Genomic DNA, 24,605 nt, shown 5'->3' with positions numbered 1-24,605 from the left:
CGGTGACGGACGACGGGCACTCCGGGGTACGGTCGCGCGTTGGAAGAGCGGGGACGCCCGTCCCATTTGTCATGAACGCCAGTTACCAGGAGGCACCCAGCGATGTCGGACACGCAGACCGGCGCAGAGCAGCGCGGGGAGCAGATTCTCGCCGTTTTCGACACCGCGTTCGGGCAGCTCCTGGCGGCCGACCCTGCGGCCTTCCGGGTGAAGTTCCGCAAGATGGCGGGCTCCGCCTTCGCCTTCTACCGGGGCTCGGCCGGTCTGTTCTACGCCGATCTGGACCGCGAGCAGCACAGCGCCGCCTACCTGGACGAGCGCACGAGCAGGGTCTGGATCCACGGCGATCTGCACGCCGAGAACTTCGGCACCTACATGGACGCCAACGGCCGGCTCGTGTTCAACGTCAACGACTTCGACGAGGCGTACGTGGGCCCCTTCACCTGGGACCTCAAGCGCTTCGCCGCCTCCGTCGCCCTGATCGGCTACGCGAAGGCGCTGGGCGACGACCAGATCACCGAGCTCGTCCGGGTCTACGCCGCCGCCTACCGGGAGCGGATCCACGCCCTGGCGACCGGCGCGAAGAACGACGAGGTGCCGCCCTTCACCCTGGACACCGCTGAGGGGCCGCTGCTGGGCGCGCTGCGGGACGCCCGCTCGCTCACCCGCTTCGGGCTGCTGGACTCGATGACGGAGATCCGGGACTTCGAGCGCCGGTTCACCGCCGACGGCGGTGCGATCGATCTGGACGCGGCGACGCGCTACAAGGTGCTCGCGGCGTTCGACGGCTATCTGGAGACGCTGCCGGAGTCCAGCCTGGCGCGGCCCGACTCCTACCGGGTGAAGGACGTCGTCGGCCGTCGGGGCATCGGCATCGGGTCGGCGGGCCTGCCCTCGTACAACATCCTCCTCGAGGGCAACAGCGACGCCCTGGAGAACGACGTGGTGATCTACCTCAAGCAGGCGCAGACCCCGGCGGTCTCCCGGCACGTCACCGACGCGTCCGTCCGGGAGTACTTCCAGCACGAGGGCCACCGCACGGTGATCTCGCAGCGTGCCCTCCAGGCGCACGCCGACCCGTGGCTGGGCTGGACCGAGCTGGACGGGTCCGGGCAGCTGGTGGCCGAGGTCTCCCCGTACGCGGTCGATCTGGACTGGTCCGACATCGACGAGCCGGAGGAGATCGCGGCGGTGGTCGCCGACCTCGGCCGGGCCACGGCGACGATGCACTCGGCGGCTGACGACGAGAGCGGCCACTCGCTGGTGCCGTTCTCCACGGAGCGTGCGATCGACGCGGCCATCGCGGCCGACGAGGAGGGCTTCGCGGAGCTGCTGACCGACTTCGCGCACAGCTACGGAGCGCGTGCGCGGGCCGACCACCAGATCTTCGTGGACCTCTTCCGCAACGGCCGTATCCCGGGCCTGTAGCCCGGGCCCCACAGGTCCTTAAGGGGCACTTACAGGAACGCATGGCACACTCTCCGGCGATGGACGTATCAGGGACGCAGATCAGAGCGGTACGCGCGGCGCTGTTCACCGCGCTGCTCGTCACGCTCTCGTCCGCGTCCCACGTGCTGCTCTCCCGGGTCCCGCTGCCGATGACGGCCGTCGTGCTGCTGGCCGGGGCCGTCTTCGCCGTGGCGTTCGCACTGGCGGGCCGGGAGCGCGGCTTCGGGGCGATCGCCGGGCTGCTCGTTCCGCTGGAGCTGGCCGCCGACACGGTGTTCACCACGGGCCAGCACCTCTGTTACGGAGCGGCGGGCGGCCCTGTCGCGGGCCCGCTGCGCTCCGTGGGTGTCGACGTGTTCTGCGGCGGCGAGGCCGGGAGCGGCCCCGACGGACTCTCCGGTGTGGCCGCGGTCGGCACGCCCCTGGCCGGGGTCACCGGCGACGGGGGCCACGCCGCAGCACTGCTGGCCTCGCCGGGACCCGCCGTCCCGTGGCTGCTGCTGGCCGCGCACGTGACGGTGGGCCTGCTGGCCGCGGCCTGGCTGCGGCGCGGCGAGTCCGCCCTCGCGGGCCTGGTGCGCGCGGCGGCCGCCTTCGCCTTCAGGCCCCTGCTCGTCGCGGTCGCCGTGGCGGGCGGGGTCCGGCACCGCGCACGGCCCGGTGCCGGGCGGGCCCGGCGCCCGCACCCGCTCGCCCCTGCCCGCTTCCTCGTGCACTCCGTGGGACGGAGGGGTCCGCCGCGCTCTGCCTTCAGCCCTGCCTGAACACGCGGTACGAACCCCCTGAGCCACCCCCACACCTACGGAGCATCCTCATGAGCAAGCGCAACACCCAGGCCAACAAGTCCGCCGCCCGCGAGCGGCTGCGTGTGGAGCGCGAGCGCCAGGCCAAGAAGGACAAGGCTCGCAAGCAGATCGTCGTCGGCGTCTCGGTGATCGGCGTGCTCGCGATCGCAGGCGCCGTCAGCTACGGCGTGATGCAGCTGAACAAGCCCTCCGCCTGGGAGGCCGCGGCCGACGCGAAGAACGTCACCGCGCCCAGGAACACCTCGGGTGACGACGGCACGACCGTCGTGATCGGTGAGTCCGGCGCCAAGAAGACCCTGGAGCTGTACGAGGACTCGCGCTGCCCGATCTGCGCCACCTTCGAGCAGACGGTCGGCGAGACCGTGGCCAAGGACGTCGACGCCGGCAAGTACAAGATCAAGTACGTCGGCGCCACCTTCATCGACAACTCCGACAGCGGCGAGGGCTCGAAGAACGCCCTGAGCGCCCTGGGCGCGGCGCTCGACGTCAGCCCGGAGGCCTTCCTCGAGTACAAGACCGCGCTGTACTCCGCGAAGTACCACCCGGAGGAGACGAACGACAAGTTCGCCAAGGACAGCTACCTGATCGAGGTGGCGGACTCGGTGGACGCGCTGAAGGGCAACAAGGCGTTCCAGAAGGACGTCGAGGACGGCACGTACGACGCCTGGGCGATCAAGATGTCCAAGGCCTTCGACAAGAGCGGGGTCCAGGGCACGCCGACCCTGAAGATGGACGGCAAGACGCTCACCGCCGAGGGCAGCGAGAACGCCCCCATGACGGTGGCCGACTTCAACGCGGCGGTCACCAAGGCGCTGAAGGGCTGACGGGCCTGCGGGACCCAGGAGTCCAGGAGGGCCCGGAGGCCCTGGGGCCCCGGGACCCGGCGGGAAGAACCACGGCCCGATGGGTGCGGCCGGCACAACTCCGGGCGCCATCCGGCCAACAGGCGGGCGAACTTCCTCTGTTCGCCCGCCTGTTCGCGATACCCGCCAGTAGGGTGATCGCCCGTGACCAGACGACACCTCTCCGCCGCACCCACCCGCCGCACGGTCGTGAAGGCCGCCGCGGCCACCGCGGTCGCCGGCTCCGTACTGACCTCCACCAGTGCCCGGGCCGCCGACGGTCCGGCCTTCCTGCACGGCGTCGCCTCGGGCGACCCGCTGCCCGACGGCATACTCCTGTGGACCCGCGTCACCCCCTCCCCCGACGCCCGGCCGGGCTCGGGCCTGGGCCCTGACACACCGGTGACCTGGGAGATCGCCGAGGATCAGGGCTTCTCACGGATCGCCGCCCGGGGCACGGCCGTCGCACGGGCCGGCTCCGACCACACCGTCAAGGCCGATGTCCGGGGACTGCGCCCGGCCACGGCGTACTGGTTCCGCTTCTCCGCGGCCGCCGACGGCCCCGGGGGAGGGCAGCCCGTCCTCTCCCCCGTCGGGCGCACCCGCACGGCGCCCGCCGCCGGAGCGACGGCCGCCGGGATCCGCTTCGGCGTGGTGTCCTGCGCCAACTGGGAGGCGGGCTGGTTCTCCCCGTACCGCCATCTCGCGGCCCGCGCCGATCTGGACGCCGTCCTGCACCTGGGTGACTACATCTACGAGTACGCCTCGGGCAGCTACCCCACCCAGGACACCGTCGTCCGCCCGCACGCCCCGCTCCACGAGATCCTCAGCCTCGCCGACTACCGGCTCCGGCACGCCACGTACAAGACGGACACCGATCTCCAGGCGCTCCACGCCACCCACCCGGTGATCGCGATATGGGACGACCACGAGTTCGCCAACGACGCCTGGTCCGGGGGCGCCGAGAACCACACCCCCGGCTCGGAGGGCTCCTGGGCCGCCCGGGTGGCCGCCGCGAAGCAGGCGTACTTCGAGTGGATGCCGGTCCGCGCGTCCACCGAGGGCACCGTCTACCGGCGGCTGAGCTTCGGCGGCCTGGCGGAACTGCACCTGCTCGACCTGCGCAGCTTCCGGTCCGAGCAGGCGTCGATCGGCAACGGCGCGGTGGACGACCCGGAGCGCTCGGTCACCGGACGGGCGCAGCTGGACTGGCTCAAGGCCGGGCTGGCCTCGTCGGACGCCGTCTGGAAGCTGGTCGGCACCTCGGTGATGATCTCTCCGGTCGCCTTCGGCGCACTGCCCGCCCATCTGCTGGCTCCGCTGGCGGAGCTGCTCGGGCTCCCCTCGCAGGGGCTGGCGGTCAACGTCGACCAGTGGGACGGCTACACGGACGACCGCGAGGAGCTGATCACGCACCTCCGGGAGAACGCGGTCACCGACACGGTCTTCCTGACCGGCGACATCCACATGGCATGGGCCAACGACGTGCCCGTGAGAGCCGCGACCTATCCGCTGTCCGCCTCCGCGGCCACCGAGTTCGTGGTGACGTCGGTCACCTCGGACAACCTGGACGACATCCTGCGGGTCGCTCCCGGGACTCTCTCGACGGTCGCGGCGGCGGCGGTCCGGGCCGCCAACCGCCATGTGAAGTGGGTCGACATGGACGGGCACGGCTACGGCGTCCTCGACGTGACGGCCGAGCGCTCGCAGATGGACTACTACGTCGTCTCCGACAAGACGAACCGGGAGGCCACGTCGTCCTGGGTCCGCTCGTACCGCACGCGCCGCGGCACGCAGAAGGTCGAGAGGGCCGACGCCCCGGTGCGCTGACCCGCACGGACTGAGGGTGCCGCGCACCGGGGCGCGCGGCACCGTGGGGCGCGTACCGGGGCGCGCGGCGCCTTCCCCCGCTACAGCGTGGCGAGGAAGCCCAGCGAGACCGTCCAGGCCAGCTCGGCCGCGTCCTCGTCGTGGTCGGGCAGGTCCGGGTCGGTGAAGAGGTGCCCGGCGCCCGGGTAGCGGTAGACCTCGACGTCCGCGCCGGTGCGCTGCATCTGGAGGTACCAGCTGTTCAGCCAGTCGTGCGGCTCGAAGGGGTCGGGGTCGGCGACGTGCAACTGGACGGGCAGCTCGTCCACCGAGGCGCTCTCCGCGATGTCCGACGTGCCGTGGAGCAGCAGCAGTCCGCGCGCCTTCGCGTCGCCGAGCGCGAGGGTCTGCGCGACCGACGCCCCGAAGGAGAATCCCGCGTACACGAGGCCCTGGTCGGAGTAGGGCGCCGCGGCCAGGACGGCACGCTTGAGGAGCTCGTCCTTGCCCACCTGGTCCTTGAAGGCCATTCCCTCCTCGACGGTGTCGAAGGTGTGCCCCTCGAAGAGATCGGGCACGCGCACCTCGTGCCCGGCCGCACGCAGCCGGTCGGCAGCCGCGTGCACGGCGGGCCGCAGACCAAAGGTCGAGTGGAAAAGCATGATGTTCATGAGGCCCATGTTGCCAGCTGTGCCCCGACGCTTGGAGGACGAGGGAATGGAGAACATACTGCCGCTGGTGCTGGTGGTGGGCGGATCAGTGGTGATCACGCTGGTGGTGGGGTGGCTGGTCGATCTGCTGCTGCGCCGCGCCGACAGCCGCCACCACGAGACGCCGCTCTGGGGTCTCCTACGGCGCTGCCGGCCTCCCCTGCAGGTGGTGCTCTGCACCGCGCTGCTACGGGGCTCCTTCACACAGATCCGTTTCGAGCCGGTCCGTGACCACCGCGCCGTCATCGGCCAGGTCCTGACCCTGACCCTGATCGCGGCCTCGGCCTGGCTGGTCATCCGCATCGCGGCCACCGTCGTGGAGTCCTCTTACGCCCGGTACGCGTCCGCCTCCCGCGACGCCGCCCGGGTGCGCCGGGTGCGTACCCAGGTGGCGCTGATCCAGCGCGTGGTCACGGCGGTGGTGGCGACGGTCGCGATCGCCGCGATGCTGCTCACGTTCCCGGCGATGCGTACCGTCGGCACGTCGATGCTGGCCTCGGCCGGTGTGATCGGCATCGTCGCCGGTGTCGCCGCCCAGTCGACGCTCGGCAACCTCTTCGCCGGGTTCCAGATCGCCTTCGGCGACATGGTCCGGATCGGCGACACCGTCGTGGTGGACGGGGAGTGGGGCACGGTCGAGGAGATCACCCTGACCTTCCTCGCGGTGCGGACCTGGGACGAGCGGCGGATCACGATGCCCGTGTCCTACTTCACCAGCCGGCCGTTCGAGAACTGGTCGCGCGGCGGGGCGCAGATGACCGGCACGGTCTTCTTCCAGCTCGACCACTCGGCGCCGATCGGGGCGATGCGCGACCGGCTCCGGGACATCCTCGGCGACTGCGCCGCATGGGACGGCCGCGACTGGTCGCTGGCCGTGACGGACACCACCCCGACGACGATCGAGGTACGGGCGGTGGTCACGGCGAAGGACGCGGACGACATCTGGACGGCGCGCTGCGCGGTGCGCGAGCAGATGATCGGCTGGCTGCGGGACAACCACCCCTACGCGCTCCCGCGGGTCCTGACGGCACCCGCCTCGCTGACCCCCGGGGACCACTGGCCGGAACTGACGGGCGCCGCCGAGAAGCGGGAGCTGCCGGGCGACGGCGTGGCCCCGGAGCTGGACAAAACACCCCGCACGGGCCGCGGCTGAGGCGGCCGGGCGAGCGGCGGGGCCGCCGGACCGGAGCACACCCGGCCGGTCAGTGCAGGCTGCGTACGTCCAGGTACCGCAGCACCCGGTCCACGACCTCGGGGTCCGAGCCGGGCTCGCTGCGGGCCGAGAGCACCTCGTGACGGGCGGCCGAGAGCAGTTCACGCTGCACCCGGCCGAACGCCCTGAGGCGCTCGGCGCGCTGGGCGTAGGCCTCGCGCCGCTCCTCGTCGACCATGTCCGGGCTGATCCTCGCCCCGATGTCGTACGCCGCGCGCTGCAGCCGCTCCAGGACGTCCTCGGGGAAGTCCTCGGTCTCCTGGATCTCCTTGAGCCGGCCCTTCGCGGCCCGGGCGGCCCGGATCGCGAGGTCGCGCTCCAGGGTCTGTTCCGCCTCGGTGTCGGCGCCGACACCGAGCTTGCGCACGAGCCACGGCAGGGTCAGTCCCTGGAAGACGAGGGTGGCCATGATGACGGCGAAGGCGATGAAGACGATCTCGTCCCGGCCGGGGAAGGGCTTCCCGTCGTCCGTCTCCAGGGGGATCGCCAGGGCCAGTGCCACCGAAGCCACCCCCCGCATCCCCGCCCACCACATGACGGTGGTCTCCCGCCAGGTCGTGGGGATCGACTCGCTGTAGTCGCGGCGGTCGTGCAGCCGCTTGGCCAGCCAGGTGGCCGGCAGGAGCCACAGGAGCCGTACGCCGGCGACCACCCCGACGATCGCCAGTCCCCAGCCCAGGAGTTCGAGCTGCCGGCCGTCGACCGTGCCGAAGACGCTGTGGAGTTCCAGCCCGATGAGGCCGAAGGCGACCCCGGTGACGAGGGTGTCGACGATCTCCCAGAAGGACCGGCCGGTGAGGCGTCCGAGGACGTCGTCGGCGTCCGCCGTGTGCTCCGCGAGGAAGAGCGCGGTGGTGAGGACCGCGAGCACGCCGGAGCCCATCAGCTCCTCGGCGAGCACGTAGCTGACGAAGGGCACCAGCAGCGTCAGGCTGACCTGGAGCGTGGCGTCGCCCAGCAGCCCCATCAGCTTGATGGTCAGCCAGCCGAGCACCAGCCCGACCACCACGGCGACGACCGCGGAGAGCACGAGGAGCCCGAACGCCTCGGGGAGCGAGAAGGTGCCGCTGACGGCGGCGGCGATAGCCACGTGGTAGAGGACGATGGCGGTGACGTCGTTGAACAGGCCTTCGCCCTCCAGGATCGAGACGAGCCTGCGCGGCAGTCCGACGGAACCGGCGACCGCCGTGGCGGCGACGGGGTCGGGCGGGGCGACGAGCGCGCCCAGCGCCACCGCGGCGGCGATGGGGAGACCGGGGACGATCGCGTCGGCGACCGCGGCGACGGCCGCCGTCGTGACGAAGACGAGAGCGACCGCCAGCAGGAAGATCGGCCGCCTGTTCGCCGCGAACTGCCTCCACGAGGTGCGCTGCACGGAGGCGTAGAGCAACGGGGGCAGCAGGGCGGGGAGGATGATCTCCGGCGGGATGTCCACGTCGGGGACGAAGCTCGCGAAGGCCATGCCGATCCCGGCGAGGGTCATCAGCACCGGCGCGGGCAGCCCGAGCCGCTCCCCCAACGGCACCGTGACCACCGCTCCGAGCAGGAGCAGGAGCAGGAGTGCCATCTGGTCCACGTTGTGCCTTCCGCAGCGCGCCGGGCCTCCGGGGCCCCTTGATCAGCCGATCAGGGCTCCCAGCGTGCCACGCGGGAGGGGCGGACCCGCGGCACCCCCGGGCGGGCCGCGCGGTCGGAGCGCGGCGCACGGCGCACGGCCCGGTGCGGTCGGAGCGCGGCGCACGGCCAGGTGCGGTCAGAAGAACGGCGCACTCGGGTCGGAGCGCGGCGCACGCGGCCCGGTGCGGTCAGAGCGCGCGGCGCATGGCCCGGTGCGGTATCCCGGCGTCCGGGAACTCGGGGCCGTACGCGGTGTAGCCGAGCCGCTCGTAGAAGCCGAGCGCGTGGGTCTGGGCGTGCAGGTCCACGGCGGCCAGACCCAGGGTGCGGGCCTCCTCCTCTATGGCGCGGACCAGTGCGGCACCGACCCCGAGGCCGCGGGCCGTACGGGCCACGGCGAGCCGGCCGAGCGAGCCGGCGGTGAGGTCGCCACCGGTCCTGTCCGCCGCGGCCTCGCCGTGCAGCAGCCTTCCCGTGCCGAGCGCGGAACCGTCCGCGGCGACGGCCAGGACGTGGACCGCCGTGGGGTCGTGGGCGTCGTACTCGATCTCCTCCGGCACCTGCTGCTCGCCGACGAAGACCTCCTTGCGGATCTGGAAGCAGGCCGCGAGGTCGCTCTCGTCGAGGGCCCTGCGGGTGGTGTACGAGGTCACTGGCTCTCCGCCGCGATCGTGTCCAGGGCGTGGCGCAGATCGTCCGGGTAGGTGCTCTCGAATTCGACCCAGCCGCCGTCGGCCGGGTGCTCGAAGCCGAGCCGGACCGCGTGCAGCCACTGCCTGGTCAGGCCGAGGCGTTTGGCCAGCGTGGGGTCGGCGCCGTAGGTCAGGTCGCCGACGCAGGGGTGACGGTGGGCGGACATGTGCACGCGGATCTGGTGCGTACGCCCGGTCTCGAGCTTGATGTCGAGCAGGCTGGCCGCGCGGTACGCCTCGATGAGGTCGTAGTGCGTCACGGACGGCTTGCCCTCGGCGGTGACGGCCCACTTGTAGTCGTGCTGCGGGTGGCGGCCGATGGGGGCGTCGATGGTGCCGCTCATCGGGTCCGGGTGGCCCTGCACCAGCGCGTGGTACTTCTTCTCGACGACCCGGTCGCGGAACTGCGCCTTGAGCAGGGTGTAGGCACGCTCGGACTTGGCCACGACCATCAGGCCGGACGTGCCCACGTCCAGCCGGTGCACGACGCCCTGGCGCTCGGCGGCGCCCGACGTCGAGATGCGGTAGCCGGCCGCGGCGAGGCCGCCGATGACGGTGGTACCGGTCCAGCCGGGGCTCGGGTGGGCGGCGACGCCGACCGGCTTCATGATGACGACTATGTCGTCGTCGTCGTGGACGATCTCCATGCCCTCGACGGGCTCGGCGACGACCTGGACCGGAGCGGGTGCCTGGGGCATCTCCACTTCCAGCCAGGCACCGCCGTGCACCCGCTCGGACTTCCCGGCCACCGCGCCGTCCACCTGGACCTTCCCGGCAGCGGCCAGCTCGGCGGCCTTGGTGCGGGAGAAACCGAACATCCGGGAGATGGCGGCGTCGACACGCTCGCCTTCCAGGCCGTCGGGTACGGGCAGGGTGCGGACCTCGGGATACGTACTCACCAGTCGAGTATGCCTTGCGCGCGCTAGTCCTTGTGCACGGTGCCGTCGGGGTCCAGGCCCTTGAAGGAAAGGATCACGATGAGGATTCCGCCGCACACGATCGCGGAGTCGGCGAGGTTGAAGACGGCGAAGTGCGCGGGAGCGATGAAGTCCACCACCGCGCCCTTGAAGACGCCGGGCGCGCGGAAGATGCGGTCGGTGAGGTTTCCGAGCGCTCCGCCGAGCAGCAGCCCGAGGGCGATGGCCCAGGGCAGGCTGTAGAGCTTGCGGGCGAGCCGGACGATGACGATGATCACGACGGCGGCGATGGCCGTGAAGATCACGGTGAACGCCTCGCCGATCCCGAACGCGGCTCCCGCGTTGCGGATCGCGTCGAACTTGAGCCATTCACCGAAGATCTCGATGGGCTCCTCGTGCTCCAGCTTCGCGACCACGATCATCTTGCTGATCAGGTCCAGGAGGTAGGCCAGGACGGCCACGACGAGGAGGGCCAGGATCTTCTTCCTGCCGCGGCCGACCTGGGTCGAGCCCTCGGCCGGCTGCTGGGGCTCAGCCCCGTCGGCCCCCTCGGCATCAGGGATATCCGGCGTACCGATGATGCGCTCCGCCTCTGCCACGTGAGTCCCTCAACCTAGGTGCCTGACTGAGGACGAGGGTACGACACACCCCGGCTTTCAGGGGCCTCAGGCCCCGGACCTCCCCCGGCTTCCGCCGCCGCCGGGACCTTTCGTCCGGATCACGCCCGGACGGTCCCCGGAAGCGGCCCGGGTCACGCCACGGCGTGAGCCGGGCGCCCGCCCGCAGGACCCTGGGCGGCATTCGTCCGGATCAGGCCGCCGCCCGCGGGCCCGGCATGATCCGGACGGGCGGCCCCGCTAGCCGCGCCGTTCCTGTTTCTGCTTGTCCTCCACACAGAGCGTGGCCCGGGGGAACGCCTGCATCCGTGCCTTGCCGATCGGCTTCCCGCAGACCTCGCAGAGCCCGTAGGTCCCCGCGTCAAGGCGGGCGAGGGCACGCTCGGTCTGGTCCAGGGTCTCCTGGGCGTGGGCCGCCAGGGACAGCTCGTGCTCGCGGGTGATGTTCTTCGTGCCCGTGTCCGCGTCGTCGTCGCCGGCCCCGTCACCGGAGTCGCGCATCAGACCGGCCAGCGCCGCGCCCGAGGCCTCCAGCTCGGTCCGCAGCCGCAGGACCTCACCGGTCAGCTCGGTCCGGGCCGCGTCGACCTCTTCAGGGGTCCAGGGGTCCTCCCCCGGCCTGACCGCGAGGTCGCCGGGCGCCGTCGCTGTCACAGTGCCCTCTCCTGCAGCCGTCGTCCGGGCCGCGCTCTTCTTGGCTACCACCGTGTGGGCTCCTGTCTGCTCGGCGGCCTGGGCCGCCCCCGTGGCCTTCTTCGACGCCTTCTTGGCTGCGCTCTTCTTGGCTGCGCTCTTCTTCGCCGGCCCGTGGTGCGCCGGATCCCCGTCCGCCGCCTTCTTCCCGGCGGCCTTCTTCTTCGCGGCCTTCCTCGCCGCCTTCTTCGCGGGCGGCTTCTCCTGGGCCGGCTCCTGACCGGCCCCGTCGCCCCCGCTCCCGTCCTCCTCGGCAGCCGCAGCCGTGGATCTCATCGACGCCGTTCTCGATACGGCGGTCTTCTTCGCCACCATGGCCGCGGCCCCTTCACATATTGTGATCTTGCACGCGAATCGTGCTGGGACGATAAGTCGGCCCCGGCTCCGCGGCAACGGGGCACGCCGCCGGTTCGCTCCTCCCACGGCAGGGCGGTGGCGCGCCTGCAACCGTTGTGCCCAGCTCCCCGCGCGGTAATCCGCCCTCGCGCGCCCTCCGGCACTCCGTCCGTCCCGACTGGCCATTCGGGTCAAGCACCACCCCGCGGATAAACCGGTCGGCCGTCGGGTGCGAGGGCCCGTACACTGGCCGCAGCGAGAGGCATGGACGGGACGAGTAGCGTCGTACGCAGCCAGGAGCGACCCGGGGACGGTGGGAGCCCGGGGGCGAGCGCGCCGTGAAGATCACCCCGGAGCCGCCGGAAGAAAGCCCTGGACCGTGGGACCGCCCACGGGCGCGGGGCGACTAGACCCGGCATCGCGACCCCAATGAGGGGGTCACGGGCGTATGCCCGGGGCCAAGGAGGGTGGTACCGCGGGAACCGATCCGGTTCTCGTCCCTCCGACGGAAGTGGAAGACGTCCGCCGGAGGAAGCCCGCACATGACATCGCCGCAGTACCGCCCGGTACCCGCCCAGGTCGACCTGCCCGCCCTCGAGCACGCCGTGCTCGACTTCTGGCGCGACAACAAGGTCTTCACCAAGAGCCTCGAACAGTCCGAGGGCCGCCCCGAGTGGGTCTTCTACGAGGGCCCGCCGACCGCCAACGGCATGCCCGGGGCCCACCACATCGAGGCCCGCGTCTTCAAGGACGTCTTCCCGCGCTTCCGCACCATGCAGGGCTACCACGTGGGCCGCAAGGCCGGCTGGGACTGCCACGGCCTGCCCGTCGAGCTCGCTGTGGAGAAGGAGCTGGGCTTCAACGGCAAGAAGGACATCGAGGCGTACGGGATCGCCGAGTTCAACGCGAAGTGCCGTGAGTCCGTGACCCGGCACACCGACGCGTTCACCGAGCTCACGACCCGCATGGGGTACTGGGTCGACCTCGACGACGCCTACCGGACGATGGACCCGGAGTACGTCGACTCCGTGTGGTGGTCGCTGAAGGAGATCTTCAACAAGGACCTGCTGGTCCAGGACCACCGCGTCGCCCCCTGGTGCCCGCGCTGCGGGACCGGTCTCTCGGACCACGAGCTCGCCCAGGGTTACGAGACGGTCGTCGACCCCTCGGTCTTCGTCCGCTTCCCGCTGACGAGCGGCCCGCTGGCCGGCGAGGCCGCACTGCTCGTCTGGACGACGACGCCCTGGACCCTGGTCTCCAACACCGCCGTCGCCGCCCACCCCGGCGTCAGCTACGTCGTCGCGACGGACGGCCAGGAGAAGCTGGTCGTGGCGCAGCCGCTGGTCGAGAAGGCGCTCGGCGAGGGCTGGGAGCTCACCGGGGAGACGTTCACCGGCAGCGAGATGGAGCGCTGGACGTACGAACGCCCCTTCCAGCTCATCGAGTTCCCGAGCGAGGCGCACTTCGTCGTCAACGCCGAGTACGTCACGACCGAGGACGGTACGGGTCTGGTCCACCAGTCGCCGGCGTTCGGTGCCGACGACCTCCAGGTCTGCAAGGCGTACGGTCTGCCGGTGGTGAACCCGGTGCGCCCCGACGGCACCTTCGAGGAGGATCTCCCGCTGGTCGGCGGCGTCTTCTTCAAGAAGGCGGACGAGGCCCTCACCGAGGACCTGGCCGCGCGCGGCAGGCTCTTCCGCCACGTCCCGTACGAGCACAGCTACCCGCACTGCTGGCGCTGCCACACGGCCCTGCTGTACTACGCCCAGCCGTCCTGGTACATCCGCACGACGGCGGTCAAGGACCGGCTGCTACAGGAGAACGAGAAGACCAACTGGTTCCCGGACTCCGTCAAGAACGGCCGCTTCGGCGACTGGCTGAACAACAACGTCGACTGGGCACTGTCCCGCAACCGCTACTGGGGCACCCCGCTGCCCATCTGGCGCTGCGAGGACGACCACCTGACCTGCGTAGGCTCCCGCGCCGAGCTCTCCGCGCTGACCGGCCGCGACCAGTCGGAGCTGGACCCGCACCGCCCGTTCATCGACGAGATCACCTTCACCTGCTCGCACGAGAGCTGCCAGCTGGAGGCGTACCGCGTCCCTGAGGTCATCGACGCCTGGTACGACTCGGGTTCGATGCCGTTCGCGCAGTGGGGCTACCCGTACAAGAACAAGGAGATCTTCGAGAGCCGCTACCCGGCGCAGTTCATCTCCGAGGCGATCGACCAGACACGTGGCTGGTTCTACACGCTGATGGCGGTCGGCACGCTGGTCTTCGACAAGTCCAGTTACGAGAACGTCGTGTGCCTGGGCCACATCCTCGCCGAGGACGGCCGGAAGATGTCCAAGCACCTGGGCAACATCCTCCAGCCGATCCCGCTGATGGACCAGCACGGCGCGGACGCGGTCCGCTGGTTCATGGCGGCGGGCGGCTCCCCGTGGGCGGCGCGCCGTGTCGGCCACGGCACGATCCAGGAGGTCGTCCGCAAGACGCTCCTCACGTACTGGAACACGGTGGCCTTCCAGGCCCTGTACGCCCGTACGTCGAACTGGGCGCCGTCCGCGGCCGATCCGGCCCCCGCCGACCGCACCGTCCTGGACCGCTGGCTGCTGAGCGAGCTCGGCACCCTGGTGGAGGAGGTCACCGCCGCACTGGAGGGCTACGACACCCAGCGCGCCGGCAAGCTGCTCTCCGCGTTCGTCGACGACCTGTCCAACTGGTACGTCCGCCGCTCGCGCCGCCGCTTCTGGCAGGGCGACAAGGCGGCGCTGCGCACGCTGCACGAGGTCGTGGAGACGGTCACCCGGCTGATGGCCCCGCTGACCCCGTTCATCACCGAGCGGGTCTGGCAGGACCTGATCGTCCCCGTCGCCCCGGAGGCCCCGGAGTCGGTGCACCTGTCGTCCTGGCCGAAGGCGGACCCGGCGTCGATCGACCCGGCACTCTCCTCACAGATGGCCCTGGTACGCCGCCTGGTGGAACTCGGCCGGGCGACGCGTGCCGAGTCGGGGGTCAAGACCCGGCAGCCGCTCTCGAGGGCCCTGGTCGCGGCCACGGGCTTCGAGGCGCTCACGCCGGAGCTGCGCGCGCAGATCACGGAGGAACTGAACGTCTCCTCCCTCGCCTCGCTCTCGGAGGTAGGCGGTTCGCTGGTCGACACCACGGCCAAGGCGAACTTCCGCGCGCTGGGCAAGCGCTTCGGCAAGGGCGTCCAGGCGGTCGCGAAGGCCGTCGCGAACGCCGACGCCGCCGCGCTGTCGCTGGCGCTGCGCGAGGGCACGGCATCGGTCGAGGTCGACGGTGAGCGGATCGCTCTCGCTCCGGACGAGGTCATCATCACGGAGACCCCGCGCGAGGGCTGGTCGGTGGCGTCCGACTCGGGCGCGACGGTCGCGCTGGACCTGGAGATCACGCCGGAGCTGCGGGCCGCGGGACTGGCCCGCGACGCGATCCGGCTGATCCAGGAGGCCCGCAAGAACAGCGGCCTGGACGTGGCGGACCGGATCGCCGTCCGCTGGACGTCGGCGTCCCCGGAGACGGCCGAGGCCCTGACCTCGCACGCGACGCTGATCGCGGACGAGGTCCTGGCCCTGGACTACGCGCAGGGTGACGCGGACGACACATACGGCGCCCCGTTCGAGGACGAGGGGCTGGCTCTCGTCTTCCGCCTGCGCAAGACGGAGCAGTAGCACGGATCACACCTGAGGAGCCCGGCCGGACACGCTCCGGCCGGGCTCTTCGCCGTCCCACCCGGAGCCACACCTCTCCGCCCTCGTCCCCACCACCCCGCTCCCCACCCCACGGACTCCGCCGCCACCGCCCCCGCCGGACACGCTCTCCTCCGGCGACAGAGCGGCCAGGCCCGGAGCGAAGCCCCCGCACCGCCGCCCGCCCAGCCCCTCCGGCGATCCCGCCCAGCCCCTCCGGCGATTGAGGAGCAGGGCCCGGGCCGGGGAGCCCCCGCACCACCCTCCAAGCCCCTCCGGCGTTTGAGGAGCGGGGCCCGGGGCGGAGCCCCGGTTACGGGAAGGGGCGGGTAGGGGAACAGCCCGCCGCAGGCGCCCCCCTAGCCCAGGCTCCAGGCTCCGGCTCCGGCCCACGCCAAAGGGCCGGGCCCCGGGGAAACCCCGGGGCCCGGCCCTCTGCCTGCCGACGGCTACGCGCTCAGCGAGCGCGTACCGATCAGTTGTCGTCCTCGTCGATCAGGAACCCGCGCATCGGTGACGGCGCCTGCTGCATCGGCTGCGGCGCCTGCGGCCGCACCGGTGCCATCGGCTGCGTCATCGCGGGCGACATCTGCTGCTGGCCGCCACCGTACGACGGGCCACCGCCCATCGACTGGTTGCCGCCGCCCATCTGCTGGTTGCCGTGACCACCGTGGTTGCCGCCCATGGTGTGCCCCATGGCACCCGCACCGGCCGGAGCCAGCGAAGGCGACGGCGGCAGCGAGGCGGCAGCAGGCGACCGCGGCGGAGCCAGCGAGTCGTCGGCCTGGGTCTCCAGCTGACGCAGCTGGCTCTCCAGGTAGGACTTCAGACGGGTCCGGTACTCGCGCTCGAAGCCACGCAGGTCCTCGACCTTGCGCTCCAGCGTCGCGCGGGCCGACTCCAGCGAGCCCATCGCCACACGGTGCTTCTCCTGCGCGTCCCGCTCCAGCGCGTCCGCCTTGGCACGGGCGTCACGCTCGAGCCCCTCGGCGCGGCTGCGCGCCTCGCCGACGATCTTGTTGGCCTCGGAACGGGCCTCCGCGATCGCCTGGTCGGCGGTCTGCTGTGCAAGGGAGAGGACACGGGCGGCGCTGTCGCCGCCGGGGCCCTGACCGGGCTGCTGCATCTGCTGCTGCTGCTGCATCTGCTGCATCTGCTGCTGCTGGGGAGCGTGACCGCCCATGGGGCCGCCCATCGGGCCGCCCATGGGACCGCCCTGCATCGGGCCGGGGCCGTGCGGGCCCTGCGGACCGGGGCCGTGGCCACCCTGGGGGCCGTGGCCACTGGGGCCGGCAGGCAGCTGCGGAGCGCCACCGGGCAGCTGGGGGGGACCCATCTGCGGGGGCTGCTGCTGCACCGGCGGACCCGATATGGCGGCGGGCACCGGGGCCCCTGGCCGGTCCTGCTGCTCCGGGGGTTTGCGCATTCCCTGCTGCTGGTTCTGCGCGGCCGCGCGCGTGGCGGCGGCCAGCTTGGCGCGCAGGTCCTCGTTCTCACGAAGCAGACGGGTCAGCTCCGATTCGACCTCGTCGAGGAAGGCATCGACCTCGTCCTCGTCATAGCCTTCTCGGAGGCGGACGGTCGTGAACTGCTTGTTCCGCACGTCCTCGGGGGTCAGCGGCATCTCTTCTTCACCTCTACGTAGTCGTCGGCAGTCGGCAAGACCGTATCGTTCACACGCTGCTCGCAAGCTTGCCCACGAGGCTGAGCAGAATGTAGACGATGATCATCAGAACGAAGAAGGACAGGTCAAGTGCCACGCCCCCGAGACGCAACGGCGGTATGAACCGCCGCAGAAGCTTCAGCGGTGGATCCGTGACAGTGTAAGTGCCCTCGAGAACGACCACCATCGCCTTGCCTGGCTGCCATGAACGTGCGAACTGGAAGACGTAGTCCATGACCAGCCGGAAGATCAGCACGATGAGGAAACACATCAGCGCGATATAGACCACATCCAGTGCGACGCCCATGTTCCGCGCTTCCCTCTCCCCTGGCTCTCGTAGCCCCGGCCTCCCGGCCGGGTTGTTCCCGGTGTTCTCAGCTCTGGTTGAAGAACCCGCCCTCTGCGATGCGGGCCTTGTCCTCCGCCGTGACATCGACGTTAGCAGGCGACAACAGGAACACCTTCTGCGTCACACGCTCAATGCTGCCATGGAGACCGAAGACGAGTCCCGCGGCAAAGTCGACAAGTCGCTTCGCGTCCGTGTCGTCCATCTCCGTGAGGTTCATGATCACCGGAGTGCCCTCACGGAAGTGTTCCCCGATGGTACGGGCCTCGTTATAGGTCCTGGGGTGCAGCGTGGTGATCCGGTAGGGCTCCCGCTCGGACACGACCTTGGGCATGATCACCGGTGCGTTCTTCTCCATGTTCGGGCGGTCAGGTGTGATGGATGCCACGGGGGCGATTCGGGCGGGTCGTCCGCTTTCCGCCGGGAGCTGAACCGGTTCCCTCGGCGCGGGTGGCTGCACCGCTCGCACCGGTTCGTCCCGTTCCCGCTCCACCGGATGCGCGGGCTGGTGCCGCCGCCGGTCGCGCTCGGGCTCCGGCTCGGGTTCGAATTCGTCGTCGGGGTCGAACCCCGGACCGTCGTACCCATCGTCCTCCACGAGGCCGAGGTAGACCGCCATCTTGCGCATCGCGCCGGCCATGCTCCGAGTCCTCCGCTCTGTGGTGGATCGGCATTCGTGTCACCAAGTGCCCGAGATCCACTCCGGCCCGCCCGCGTCAAGCGGGAATGACCATATTTTCTGCTGTGGTCCGACTTGCTTCGCGACGTTACCCGAGCCGGGGTCGGACTCCGAGTACCGCCGTACCGACGCGTACATGTGTCGCTCCGGCCGCAACCGCGTCCTCGAGATCCGAGCTCATCCCAGCAGAGACCATGTTCGCAGCCGGATGGTTCCCGCGCAGGCGGGATGAGAATTCCACCAGGCGGTCGAACGCCGCCCGTTGCCGACCGGCGTACGGACCGGCGAGCGGGGCCACGGTCATCAGGCCGTCGAGCCTGAGCCCCTGCGCGGCGTCCACCGACGCGGCCAACTCCTCGATCGCGTCCGGAGCGACACCTCCCCGGTCCCCGCGCTCGCCGCTCTCCGCGTCGAGGGCGACCTGGATGAGGCAGCCGAGCTCACGCCCACCCCTGACCGCCGCCGCCGACAGGGCCGTGACCAGCTTCACCCGGTCCACCGACTGCACCACGTCGGCATAACCGGCCACGGAGCGGACCTTGTTGGTCTGCAACTGTCCGACGAAGTGCCACGTGAGCGACAGATCCGCACATGCCGCGGCTTTGGGTGCCGCGTCCTGGTCCCGGTTCTCCGCGACGTGCCGCACACCGAGTTCGTGCAGAATGCGCACATCGCTCGCGGGGTAGGTCTTGGTGACCACGATGAGGGTCACGTCCTCCCGCAGGCGGCCCGCCGAGGCGCAGGCGGAAGCGATACGTTCCTCCACCCGTGCCAGGTTCGCCGCGAGTTGATCCCTGCGTTCCGTCATGACCTATCAGTCCAACCAGACATATCCGGCGAGCCGGCCCGTGGTGCGGTCGCGGCGGTACGAGAAGTGGTCGCCCGATTCCAGGGTGCAGAAGGGCGAGCCGTGCCGTTCACGGACACCGAGCTCGTCGAGCTGGGCGTGGACTCCGGCCGTGACGTCAACCGCGGGTGTACCCCAGCCGGTCTCCGACCACGACGCGGGGACGACCTCGGCGACCTCTGCGCGCATCTGCTCCGGGACCTCGTAGCACCGCCCGCAGACGGCCGGCCCGGTGTGCGCGACGATCCGGGACGGCTCGGCGCCCAGTGTGATCATCGTCTCGACCGCCGCCGGGACGACTCCCGCGACCAGACCGGGCCGCCCGGCATGGGCGGCCGCGATCACACCGGCCACCGGATCGGCGAGCAGCACGGGCGTGCAGTCCGCGGTGAGCACCGCGAGCGGGAGTCCCCGCCTCGTCGTCACCACGGCGTCCACGGCGGGGATCTCCGAGGGTCCGGAGGCGTCGCCCCAGGGACCGTCGACCACGGCCACCTCGCGTCCGTGCACCTGATTCATCCAGACGACACGGGCCGGATCGAGACCGAGCGAACGGGCCGCGAGGGCCCGGTTCGTGCCGACGGCGGCGGGGTCGTCACCGACCGCACCGCCGAGGTTGAGCTCCTCGTACGGAACGGCGCTCACTCCACCCCACCTGTCGGTGAAGGCGAAGTGGGCGCCGCCCGCCGAAGACTCCGCGGTTCTCACCGCGTGCTGCGGATCTATCACTTCAAGAAGTCCGGAACGTCCAGCTCTTCGGCCTGGTTGTCCTGGTAGGGACGGGCCGTCGGGACGTGCGGCGGGGAAACCGGCGGCAGCGAGGTCTCCTTCGCCGCCGGCGCCGGCTCGGCCGGTGCCGGGGACTCCTCACGCGGGGGCACGGAGCCCAGTCCGCCCGTCTGGCGCGACGGCTCGGCGGTCCGGGCCGGCGGCGCCGGCTCCTCGCGCTTGCCGGCGCTCGACCCCAGGACGTTCTCCCGGCGGGCCGGCGGCTGCCCGCCGTCGAAGCCCGCGGCGATGACGGTGACCCGCACCTCGTCGCCCAGGGCGTCGTCGATGACCGCGCCGAAGATGATGTTCGCCTCCGGGTGGGCCGCCTCGCTCACCAGCTGCGCGGCCTCGTTGATCTCGAAGAGACCGAGGTCGCTGCCGCCGGAGATGGAGAGCAGGACACCGCGGGCGCCGTCGATGGACGCCTCCAGGAGCGGCGAGGAGATCGCCATCTCCGCAGCGGCCACCGCGCGGTCGTCGCCGCGGGCGGAGCCGATGCCCATGAGCGCCGACCCGGCCTCGGACATGACCGACTTGACGTCGGCGAAGTCGAGGTTGATCAGACCGGGGGTGGTGATGAGGTCGGTGATGCCCTGGACGCCCGAGAGCAGGACCTGGTCGGCCGACTTGAACGCGTCGAGCACACTGACCTGGCGGTCCGAGATGGACAGCAGCCGGTCGTTGGGGATGACGATGAGGGTGTCGACCTCTTCGCGGAGCTCGGCGATGCCGTCCTCCGCCTGGTTCGCGCGCCGTCGGCCCTCGAAGGTGAACGGCCGGGTGACCACACCGATCGTCAGGGCGCCCAGCGAGCGTGCGATGTTGGCGACGACGGGTGCGCCGCCGGTGCCGGTGCCGCCGCCCTCTCCGGCGGTGACGAAGACCATGTCGGCCCCCTTGAGGACCTCCTCGATCTCCTCACGGTGGTCCTCTGCCGCCTTGCGACCGACGGCCGGGTTCGCCCCGGCGCCGAGGCCACGGGTGAGTTCACGGCCGACGTCGAGCTTGACGTCGGCGTCGCTCATCAACAGTGCTTGCGCATCGGTGTTGATGGCGATGAACTCGACGCCCTTGAGACCGACCTCGATCATTCGGTTGATGGCATTGACACCACCGCCGCCGACACCGATGACCTTGATGACTGCGAGGTAGTTCTGCGGTGCTGCCACGTCGAAGGCCTCTCGCCTCGAGTTACGTGTCGTCGCTTCGCGGTAGTCCCGCCGCGACGACGGATGCCGATTGGGTCGGTCCGGACGCCGACCCAAACCCTAACGCTGAAGTTTAGGGTTACCAGTGTGTCTGCTTCTTGGACTCTTCCGAACAGGACACTAAGTCGACAAGTGGCGCACGTTCAACGAACACGCCGAACCTCCCGTTTTTCTTTTCACCCTATGTGATCACCCGTAGCGCTGACCAACCAGGGGGCTGGCCAGGCCAAACGTGCGTCAACTCCTCGACGAGGCAGGGGCCGTGGGGGCACTCACGTCGAAGTGCCCCGCTTTGGGTGACGCCTTCATGAGAGCGGCGAGCACCCGCGCCTTCACGGGGCCCTCCTCACTGCTGCCCCACATCACCGTGCGCCCCCGGGTCAGTTCCAGGACCACGGAGTCGTACGAGGTGACGCGCACGGCCCTGGTCTCCGCGGAGATCCCCCCCGGAAGGTCTCCCGCGACGCCGACCGCTTCCCTGACCAGGCGGTCAGCGCCGAAGCGGCGCAGGCTCGCCGACCGGTCGGGCGCCAACTCCAGCAACGGCACACGCGAGGGCGCTTCGTCCACGGTCGCGAAGCGCACACCCTTGGCGTCCACTTCGACGAACTTCCCGCCCTTTTCGACCAGCAGGACCGCTTTCCGTTCGGTCACCTTAAGGCTGAGACCGTGCGGCCATGACCGTACGACATCCACGGAGTCGATACGAGGCAGCTTCTGGCGCAACCGGTCCGCGATCACGTCGGTGTCCACGGAGACCAGCGGGGACCCGACCGGGGCCGCCGCGGCGGCCTCCACCTGGCTCCGGGTCAGGACGTCCGTGCCGGTGGTCGTCACCCTCTCCAGCCTCAGCCAGGACGATCCGTAGAGCACCCAGACCGTGGCACCCGCGATCACCACGAGGCCAAGTGCGGCCAGAACCAGTCGCATGCGGCCGGTCAGCCGTTGCCCCTCGGGGCCGATGTGCGGGGGGCGGGCCGGGGTGTCGGCCCGCTCGGCCTCACCGCGCTGGGCGGTCGTCGGTCCGGCCACGCTCGCTCCTTCGCCGGACCCGGGGCGCACGCCCCGGGTCCGCACCGCCTCACGCCTGGCGGCGTGCGGCAATCGCCTCGTACACCATGCCGACGAGCAGGTCGTCGGCGTCCCGGCGGCCGAACTCGGCCGCCGCACGGGACATTTCATACAATCGGTGCGGATCCGACAGCACCGGCAGGACGTTGCCCTGCACCCACTCCGGGGTGAGCGCCGCGTCGTCCACCAGCAGACCACCACCGGCGTTGACCACCGGCTGGGCGTTGAGCCGCTGTTCGCCGTTACCGATCGGCAACGGGACGTAGGCGGCGGGCAGCCCGACGGCGGAGAGCTCGGCGACGGTCATCGCGCCCGCGCGGCAGAGCATCATGTCGGCCGCGGCGTACGCGAGGTCCATCCGGTCCACGTACGGTACCGGGATGTAGGGCGGCATCCCGGGCATGTTGTCGATGCGCGGCAATTCGTTCTTCGGACCGACCACGTGCAGGATCTGGATTCCGGACCGCTGGAGCAGCGGTGCGATCCGCGTGACCACCTCGTTGAGGTGGCGGGCGCCCTGCGAGCCGCCGGAGACCAGCAGCGTCGGCAGGTTGGGGTCGAGCCCGAAGGCGGCGCGCGCCTCCGGGCGGACCCGGGCCCGGTCCAGGGTGGCGATGGTGCGGCGCAGCGGGATGCCGATGTAGCGGGCGCCGCGCAGCTTGCTGTCCGGCGTGGAGACGGCGACCCCGTGGGCGTACCGCGAGCCGATCTTGTTCGCCAGGCCGGGCCTGGCGTTGGCCTCGTGGACGACGATCGGGACCCCGGCGCGCTTGGCCGCGAGGTAGCCGGGCAGGGCGACGTAGCCGCCGAAGCCCACCACGCAGTCCGCCTTGGTGCGCTCCAGGATCTGCTCGGCCGCCTTGATGGTGCCGCGCAGCCGCCCCGGGACGGTGATCAGCTCGGGCGTGGGCTTGCGCGGCAGCGGCACGGCGGGGATCAGTGCCAGCTCGTACCCCCGCTCGGGTACGAGCCTGGTCTCGAGTCCGCGCTCCGTGCCGAGGGCAGTGATTCCCACGGTCGGGTCCTGCCTCCGCAGGGCGTCTGCGAGGGCAAGCGCGGGCTCGATGTGCCCGGCGGTCCCCCCGCCGGCGAGTACGACATGCACCGAAATTCACCGCTCTCCGGACGGACGCTTCATGACGCGCCGTCTCATCGTCTTCCATCTGACCCCGGGCCTCCGCATGGCCAGGGCCGCTCTCGCAGCGGGGTCGTCACGCGCGAAGGCGATCATGAGTCCCACAGCGAACATGGTCGGCAGCAGGGCGGAACCCCCGTAGGAGAACAGCGGCAGCGGGACACCGGCGATCGGCAACAGGCCGAGCACCGCACCGATGTTGATCACGGCCTGCGCCGTGATCCAGGTGGTCACGCCTCCCGCTGCGTACCTCACGAAGGGGTCCTCCGTGCGTCCGGCCACGCGGATACCCGCATAGCCTAGAGCCGCGAAGAGGGCCAGCACCGACAGCGTCCCCGCCAGGCCCAGTTCCTCCCCGGTGATGGCGAAGATGAAGTCGGTGTGTGGTTCGGGAAGTTGACCCCATTTTTCCACACTCGCACCGAGTCCGGAACCGAACCAGCCGCCGGACGCCAGAGCATAGATTCCGTGGACCGCCTGCCAGCACGAGTCGCCGGGGCCGGGCTCGGACGCGCCGATGCAGCCCAGCCTGGACATCCGGTTGGGGCTGGTCTTGATGAGCACGAATCCGATGAGGCCGGCGCAGCCGAGCACGCCCGCGAAGAGCCTGGTGGGGGCGCCCGCCAGCCAGAGCAGGCCGAAGAGGATCGCCGTCAGGATGATCGCGGTGCCCATGTCGCCGCCGAGCATGATCAGCCCGAGCAGCATGAAGGCGACCGGAACGAGCGGGACGAGCATGTGCTTCCACTGCGCCAACAGCCGCTTGTCCTGTTTGCGGGCGAGCAGGTCCGCGCCCCAGAGGATGAGGGCGAGCTTGCCGAATTCGCTGGGCTGGAGCTGGAAGGGGCCGCCGAGGTAGATCCAGTTCTGGTTGCCGTTGACCGACATCCCTATCCCCGGCACCTGGACCAGGACCATCAGGAAGACCGTACCCATGAGCAGCGGGTAGGCCAGCGCCCGGTGGAGCTTGAGGGGCATCCTGGAGGCCAGGAGCATCAGCCCGGCGCCGATCACGGCCGCGAGGAACTGCTTGCGGAAGAAGTACGTTCCGGGCCGCGCCAGCTCCAGCGCCTTGATCATCGAGGCGGAGTAGACCATGACGAGGCCGAGCACGGTGATCAGCAGGCTGGACCCGAGGATCAGGTAGTACGCGGTCAGAGGGCGGTCCCAGGCACGTCGCGCCTGTTCGTAGATCCGCCGTACTCCGGCGCCCCTGCGTGGGCCCGGCGGGGTGCTGGTTCCACGGGCGCCGCCACGGGGCACGGGGGGCCGTCGGGAGCCGGTGGCGGGGCGGCTCCGCAGGAGGACCCCCGCGAGGGTCCCAGGGGCCGCGGGCAGGGGTCCGGCGGGCAGGGGCGGGGTGAACGCCCGGCTGAACGCCGCTCCCGCCCGTGGTCGGTCGGCTCCGCGCGCGGCTGAGCTCTCGTCGGCCGGCATTGTCGCTGTCCCCTCCACTGCTCGTGCCCGGGGCTGT

21 protein-coding genes are annotated in these 24,605 nt (G+C 71.0%); 6 read left to right on the top strand and 15 right to left on the bottom strand.

Features of this window, described 5'->3' with window-relative positions; all coding sequences use genetic code 11:
* Positions 1-102: 102 nt before the first annotated feature.
* From ACIRJR_RS23005 to ACIRJR_RS22990, 4 genes are all read left to right on the top strand, one after another.
* Positions 103-1,428, top strand: a complete 1,326-nt coding sequence (locus ACIRJR_RS23005) for a DUF2252 domain-containing protein (RefSeq protein ID WP_403783751.1) — start codon at positions 103-105, stop codon at positions 1,426-1,428.
* A gap of 59 nt (positions 1,429-1,487) precedes the next feature.
* Positions 1,488-2,213 carry a hypothetical protein gene (locus tag ACIRJR_RS23000; RefSeq protein WP_403783749.1) on the top strand — a complete coding sequence of 242 codons (726 nt, stop codon included), beginning with the start codon at positions 1,488-1,490 and terminating at the stop codon, positions 2,211-2,213.
* A 50-nt stretch (positions 2,214-2,263) separates the two neighbouring features.
* Entirely contained in the window at positions 2,264-3,079 is an 816-nt protein-coding gene (locus ACIRJR_RS22995; protein ID WP_403783747.1) for a thioredoxin domain-containing protein, read from the top strand.
* A 183-nt stretch (positions 3,080-3,262) separates the two neighbouring features.
* On the top strand, positions 3,263-4,927 hold the full coding sequence (locus ACIRJR_RS22990) for an alkaline phosphatase D family protein (protein WP_403783745.1): 1,665 nt from the start codon (positions 3,263-3,265) through the stop codon (positions 4,925-4,927).
* 80 nt (positions 4,928-5,007) lie between these two features.
* Here ACIRJR_RS22990 and ACIRJR_RS22985 read toward each other — a convergent pair whose 3' ends face one another.
* Positions 5,008-5,586, bottom strand: coding sequence for a dienelactone hydrolase family protein (locus tag ACIRJR_RS22985; protein WP_403783743.1), 579 nt, complete (start codon positions 5,584-5,586; stop codon positions 5,008-5,010).
* A 37-nt stretch (positions 5,587-5,623) separates the two neighbouring features.
* Here ACIRJR_RS22985 and ACIRJR_RS22980 point away from each other — a divergent pair, with 37 nt between their 5' ends.
* A complete protein-coding gene (locus ACIRJR_RS22980; protein WP_403783741.1) occupies positions 5,624-6,769 on the top strand; it encodes a mechanosensitive ion channel family protein in 1,146 nt (381 codons plus the stop codon).
* A 49-nt stretch (positions 6,770-6,818) separates the two neighbouring features.
* Here the strand turns inward: ACIRJR_RS22980 and ACIRJR_RS22975 are convergent, their stop codons facing one another.
* The 5 genes from ACIRJR_RS22975 to ACIRJR_RS22955 all read right to left on the bottom strand — a co-directional run bounded on the left by ACIRJR_RS22975 (position 6,819) and on the right by ACIRJR_RS22955 (position 11,680).
* Positions 6,819-8,405 (bottom strand): Na+/H+ antiporter, encoded by a 1,587-nt coding sequence (locus ACIRJR_RS22975; protein WP_403783739.1) that lies wholly within the window; start codon positions 8,403-8,405, stop codon positions 6,819-6,821.
* Positions 8,406-8,634: 229 nt separating this feature from the next.
* Positions 8,635-9,099 (bottom strand): GNAT family N-acetyltransferase, encoded by a 465-nt coding sequence (locus ACIRJR_RS22970; RefSeq protein WP_403783737.1) that lies wholly within the window; start codon positions 9,097-9,099, stop codon positions 8,635-8,637.
* A complete protein-coding gene (locus tag ACIRJR_RS22965) occupies positions 9,096-10,037 on the bottom strand; it encodes an RluA family pseudouridine synthase (RefSeq protein WP_403783735.1) in 942 nt (313 codons plus the stop codon). The genes ACIRJR_RS22970 and ACIRJR_RS22965 overlap by 4 nt, the downstream gene beginning before the upstream one ends.
* 23 nt (positions 10,038-10,060) lie before the next feature.
* Entirely contained in the window at positions 10,061-10,654 is a 594-nt protein-coding gene (lspA, locus tag ACIRJR_RS22960) for a signal peptidase II (protein ID WP_403783733.1), read from the bottom strand.
* A 258-nt stretch (positions 10,655-10,912) separates the two neighbouring features.
* Positions 10,913-11,680 carry a TraR/DksA family transcriptional regulator gene (locus ACIRJR_RS22955; RefSeq protein WP_403783731.1) on the bottom strand — a complete coding sequence of 256 codons (768 nt, stop codon included), beginning with the start codon at positions 11,678-11,680 and terminating at the stop codon, positions 10,913-10,915.
* Between the two features lie 563 nt (positions 11,681-12,243).
* Here ACIRJR_RS22955 and ileS point away from each other — a divergent pair.
* Entirely contained in the window at positions 12,244-15,393 is a 3,150-nt protein-coding gene (ileS, locus tag ACIRJR_RS22950; RefSeq protein ID WP_403783729.1) for an isoleucine--tRNA ligase, read from the top strand.
* Between the two features lie 493 nt (positions 15,394-15,886).
* On the opposite strand, the gene ACIRJR_RS22945 is transcribed toward ileS, so the two are convergent.
* The 9 genes from ACIRJR_RS22945 to ftsW all read right to left on the bottom strand — a co-directional run bounded on the left by ACIRJR_RS22945 (position 15,887) and on the right by ftsW (position 24,568).
* Complete coding sequence (locus ACIRJR_RS22945) at positions 15,887-17,035, bottom strand: DivIVA domain-containing protein (RefSeq protein ID WP_403783727.1); 1,149 nt, start codon at positions 17,033-17,035, stop codon at positions 15,887-15,889.
* Between the two features lie 49 nt (positions 17,036-17,084).
* Complete coding sequence (locus ACIRJR_RS22940; protein WP_014156754.1) at positions 17,085-17,381, bottom strand: YggT family protein; 297 nt, start codon at positions 17,379-17,381, stop codon at positions 17,085-17,087.
* A 67-nt stretch (positions 17,382-17,448) separates the two neighbouring features.
* On the bottom strand, positions 17,449-18,060 hold the full coding sequence (locus ACIRJR_RS22935) for a cell division protein SepF (protein ID WP_033303289.1): 612 nt from the start codon (positions 18,058-18,060) through the stop codon (positions 17,449-17,451).
* Between the two features lie 127 nt (positions 18,061-18,187).
* A complete protein-coding gene (locus tag ACIRJR_RS22930; RefSeq protein ID WP_403783725.1) occupies positions 18,188-18,907 on the bottom strand; it encodes a YggS family pyridoxal phosphate-dependent enzyme in 720 nt (239 codons plus the stop codon).
* A 6-nt stretch (positions 18,908-18,913) separates the two neighbouring features.
* A complete protein-coding gene (gene pgeF, locus ACIRJR_RS22925; protein ID WP_403783723.1) occupies positions 18,914-19,654 on the bottom strand; it encodes a peptidoglycan editing factor PgeF in 741 nt (246 codons plus the stop codon).
* A 17-nt stretch (positions 19,655-19,671) separates the two neighbouring features.
* Positions 19,672-20,886 carry a cell division protein FtsZ gene (gene ftsZ, locus ACIRJR_RS22920; RefSeq protein ID WP_403783721.1) on the bottom strand — a complete coding sequence of 405 codons (1,215 nt, stop codon included), beginning with the start codon at positions 20,884-20,886 and terminating at the stop codon, positions 19,672-19,674.
* A 276-nt stretch (positions 20,887-21,162) separates the two neighbouring features.
* A complete protein-coding gene (locus ACIRJR_RS22915; RefSeq protein WP_403783719.1) occupies positions 21,163-21,957 on the bottom strand; it encodes a cell division protein FtsQ/DivIB in 795 nt (264 codons plus the stop codon).
* Between the two features lie 49 nt (positions 21,958-22,006).
* Positions 22,007-23,101, bottom strand: coding sequence for an undecaprenyldiphospho-muramoylpentapeptide beta-N-acetylglucosaminyltransferase (gene murG, locus ACIRJR_RS22910; RefSeq protein ID WP_104789811.1), 1,095 nt, complete (start codon positions 23,099-23,101; stop codon positions 22,007-22,009).
* A 6-nt stretch (positions 23,102-23,107) separates the two neighbouring features.
* Positions 23,108-24,568 carry a putative lipid II flippase FtsW gene (gene ftsW / locus ACIRJR_RS22905; RefSeq protein ID WP_403783717.1) on the bottom strand — a complete coding sequence of 487 codons (1,461 nt, stop codon included), beginning with the start codon at positions 24,566-24,568 and terminating at the stop codon, positions 23,108-23,110.
* Positions 24,569-24,605: the final 37 nt, after the last annotated feature.

It is taken from the genome of Streptomyces sp. NPDC102402, from assembly GCF_044765765.1.
In the GTDB taxonomy this organism is placed as follows: domain Bacteria; phylum Actinomycetota; class Actinomycetes; order Streptomycetales; family Streptomycetaceae; genus Streptomyces.
Note: the sequence above shows the minus strand (reverse complement) of the source record. Positions and strands in the feature narration are given on the sequence as shown.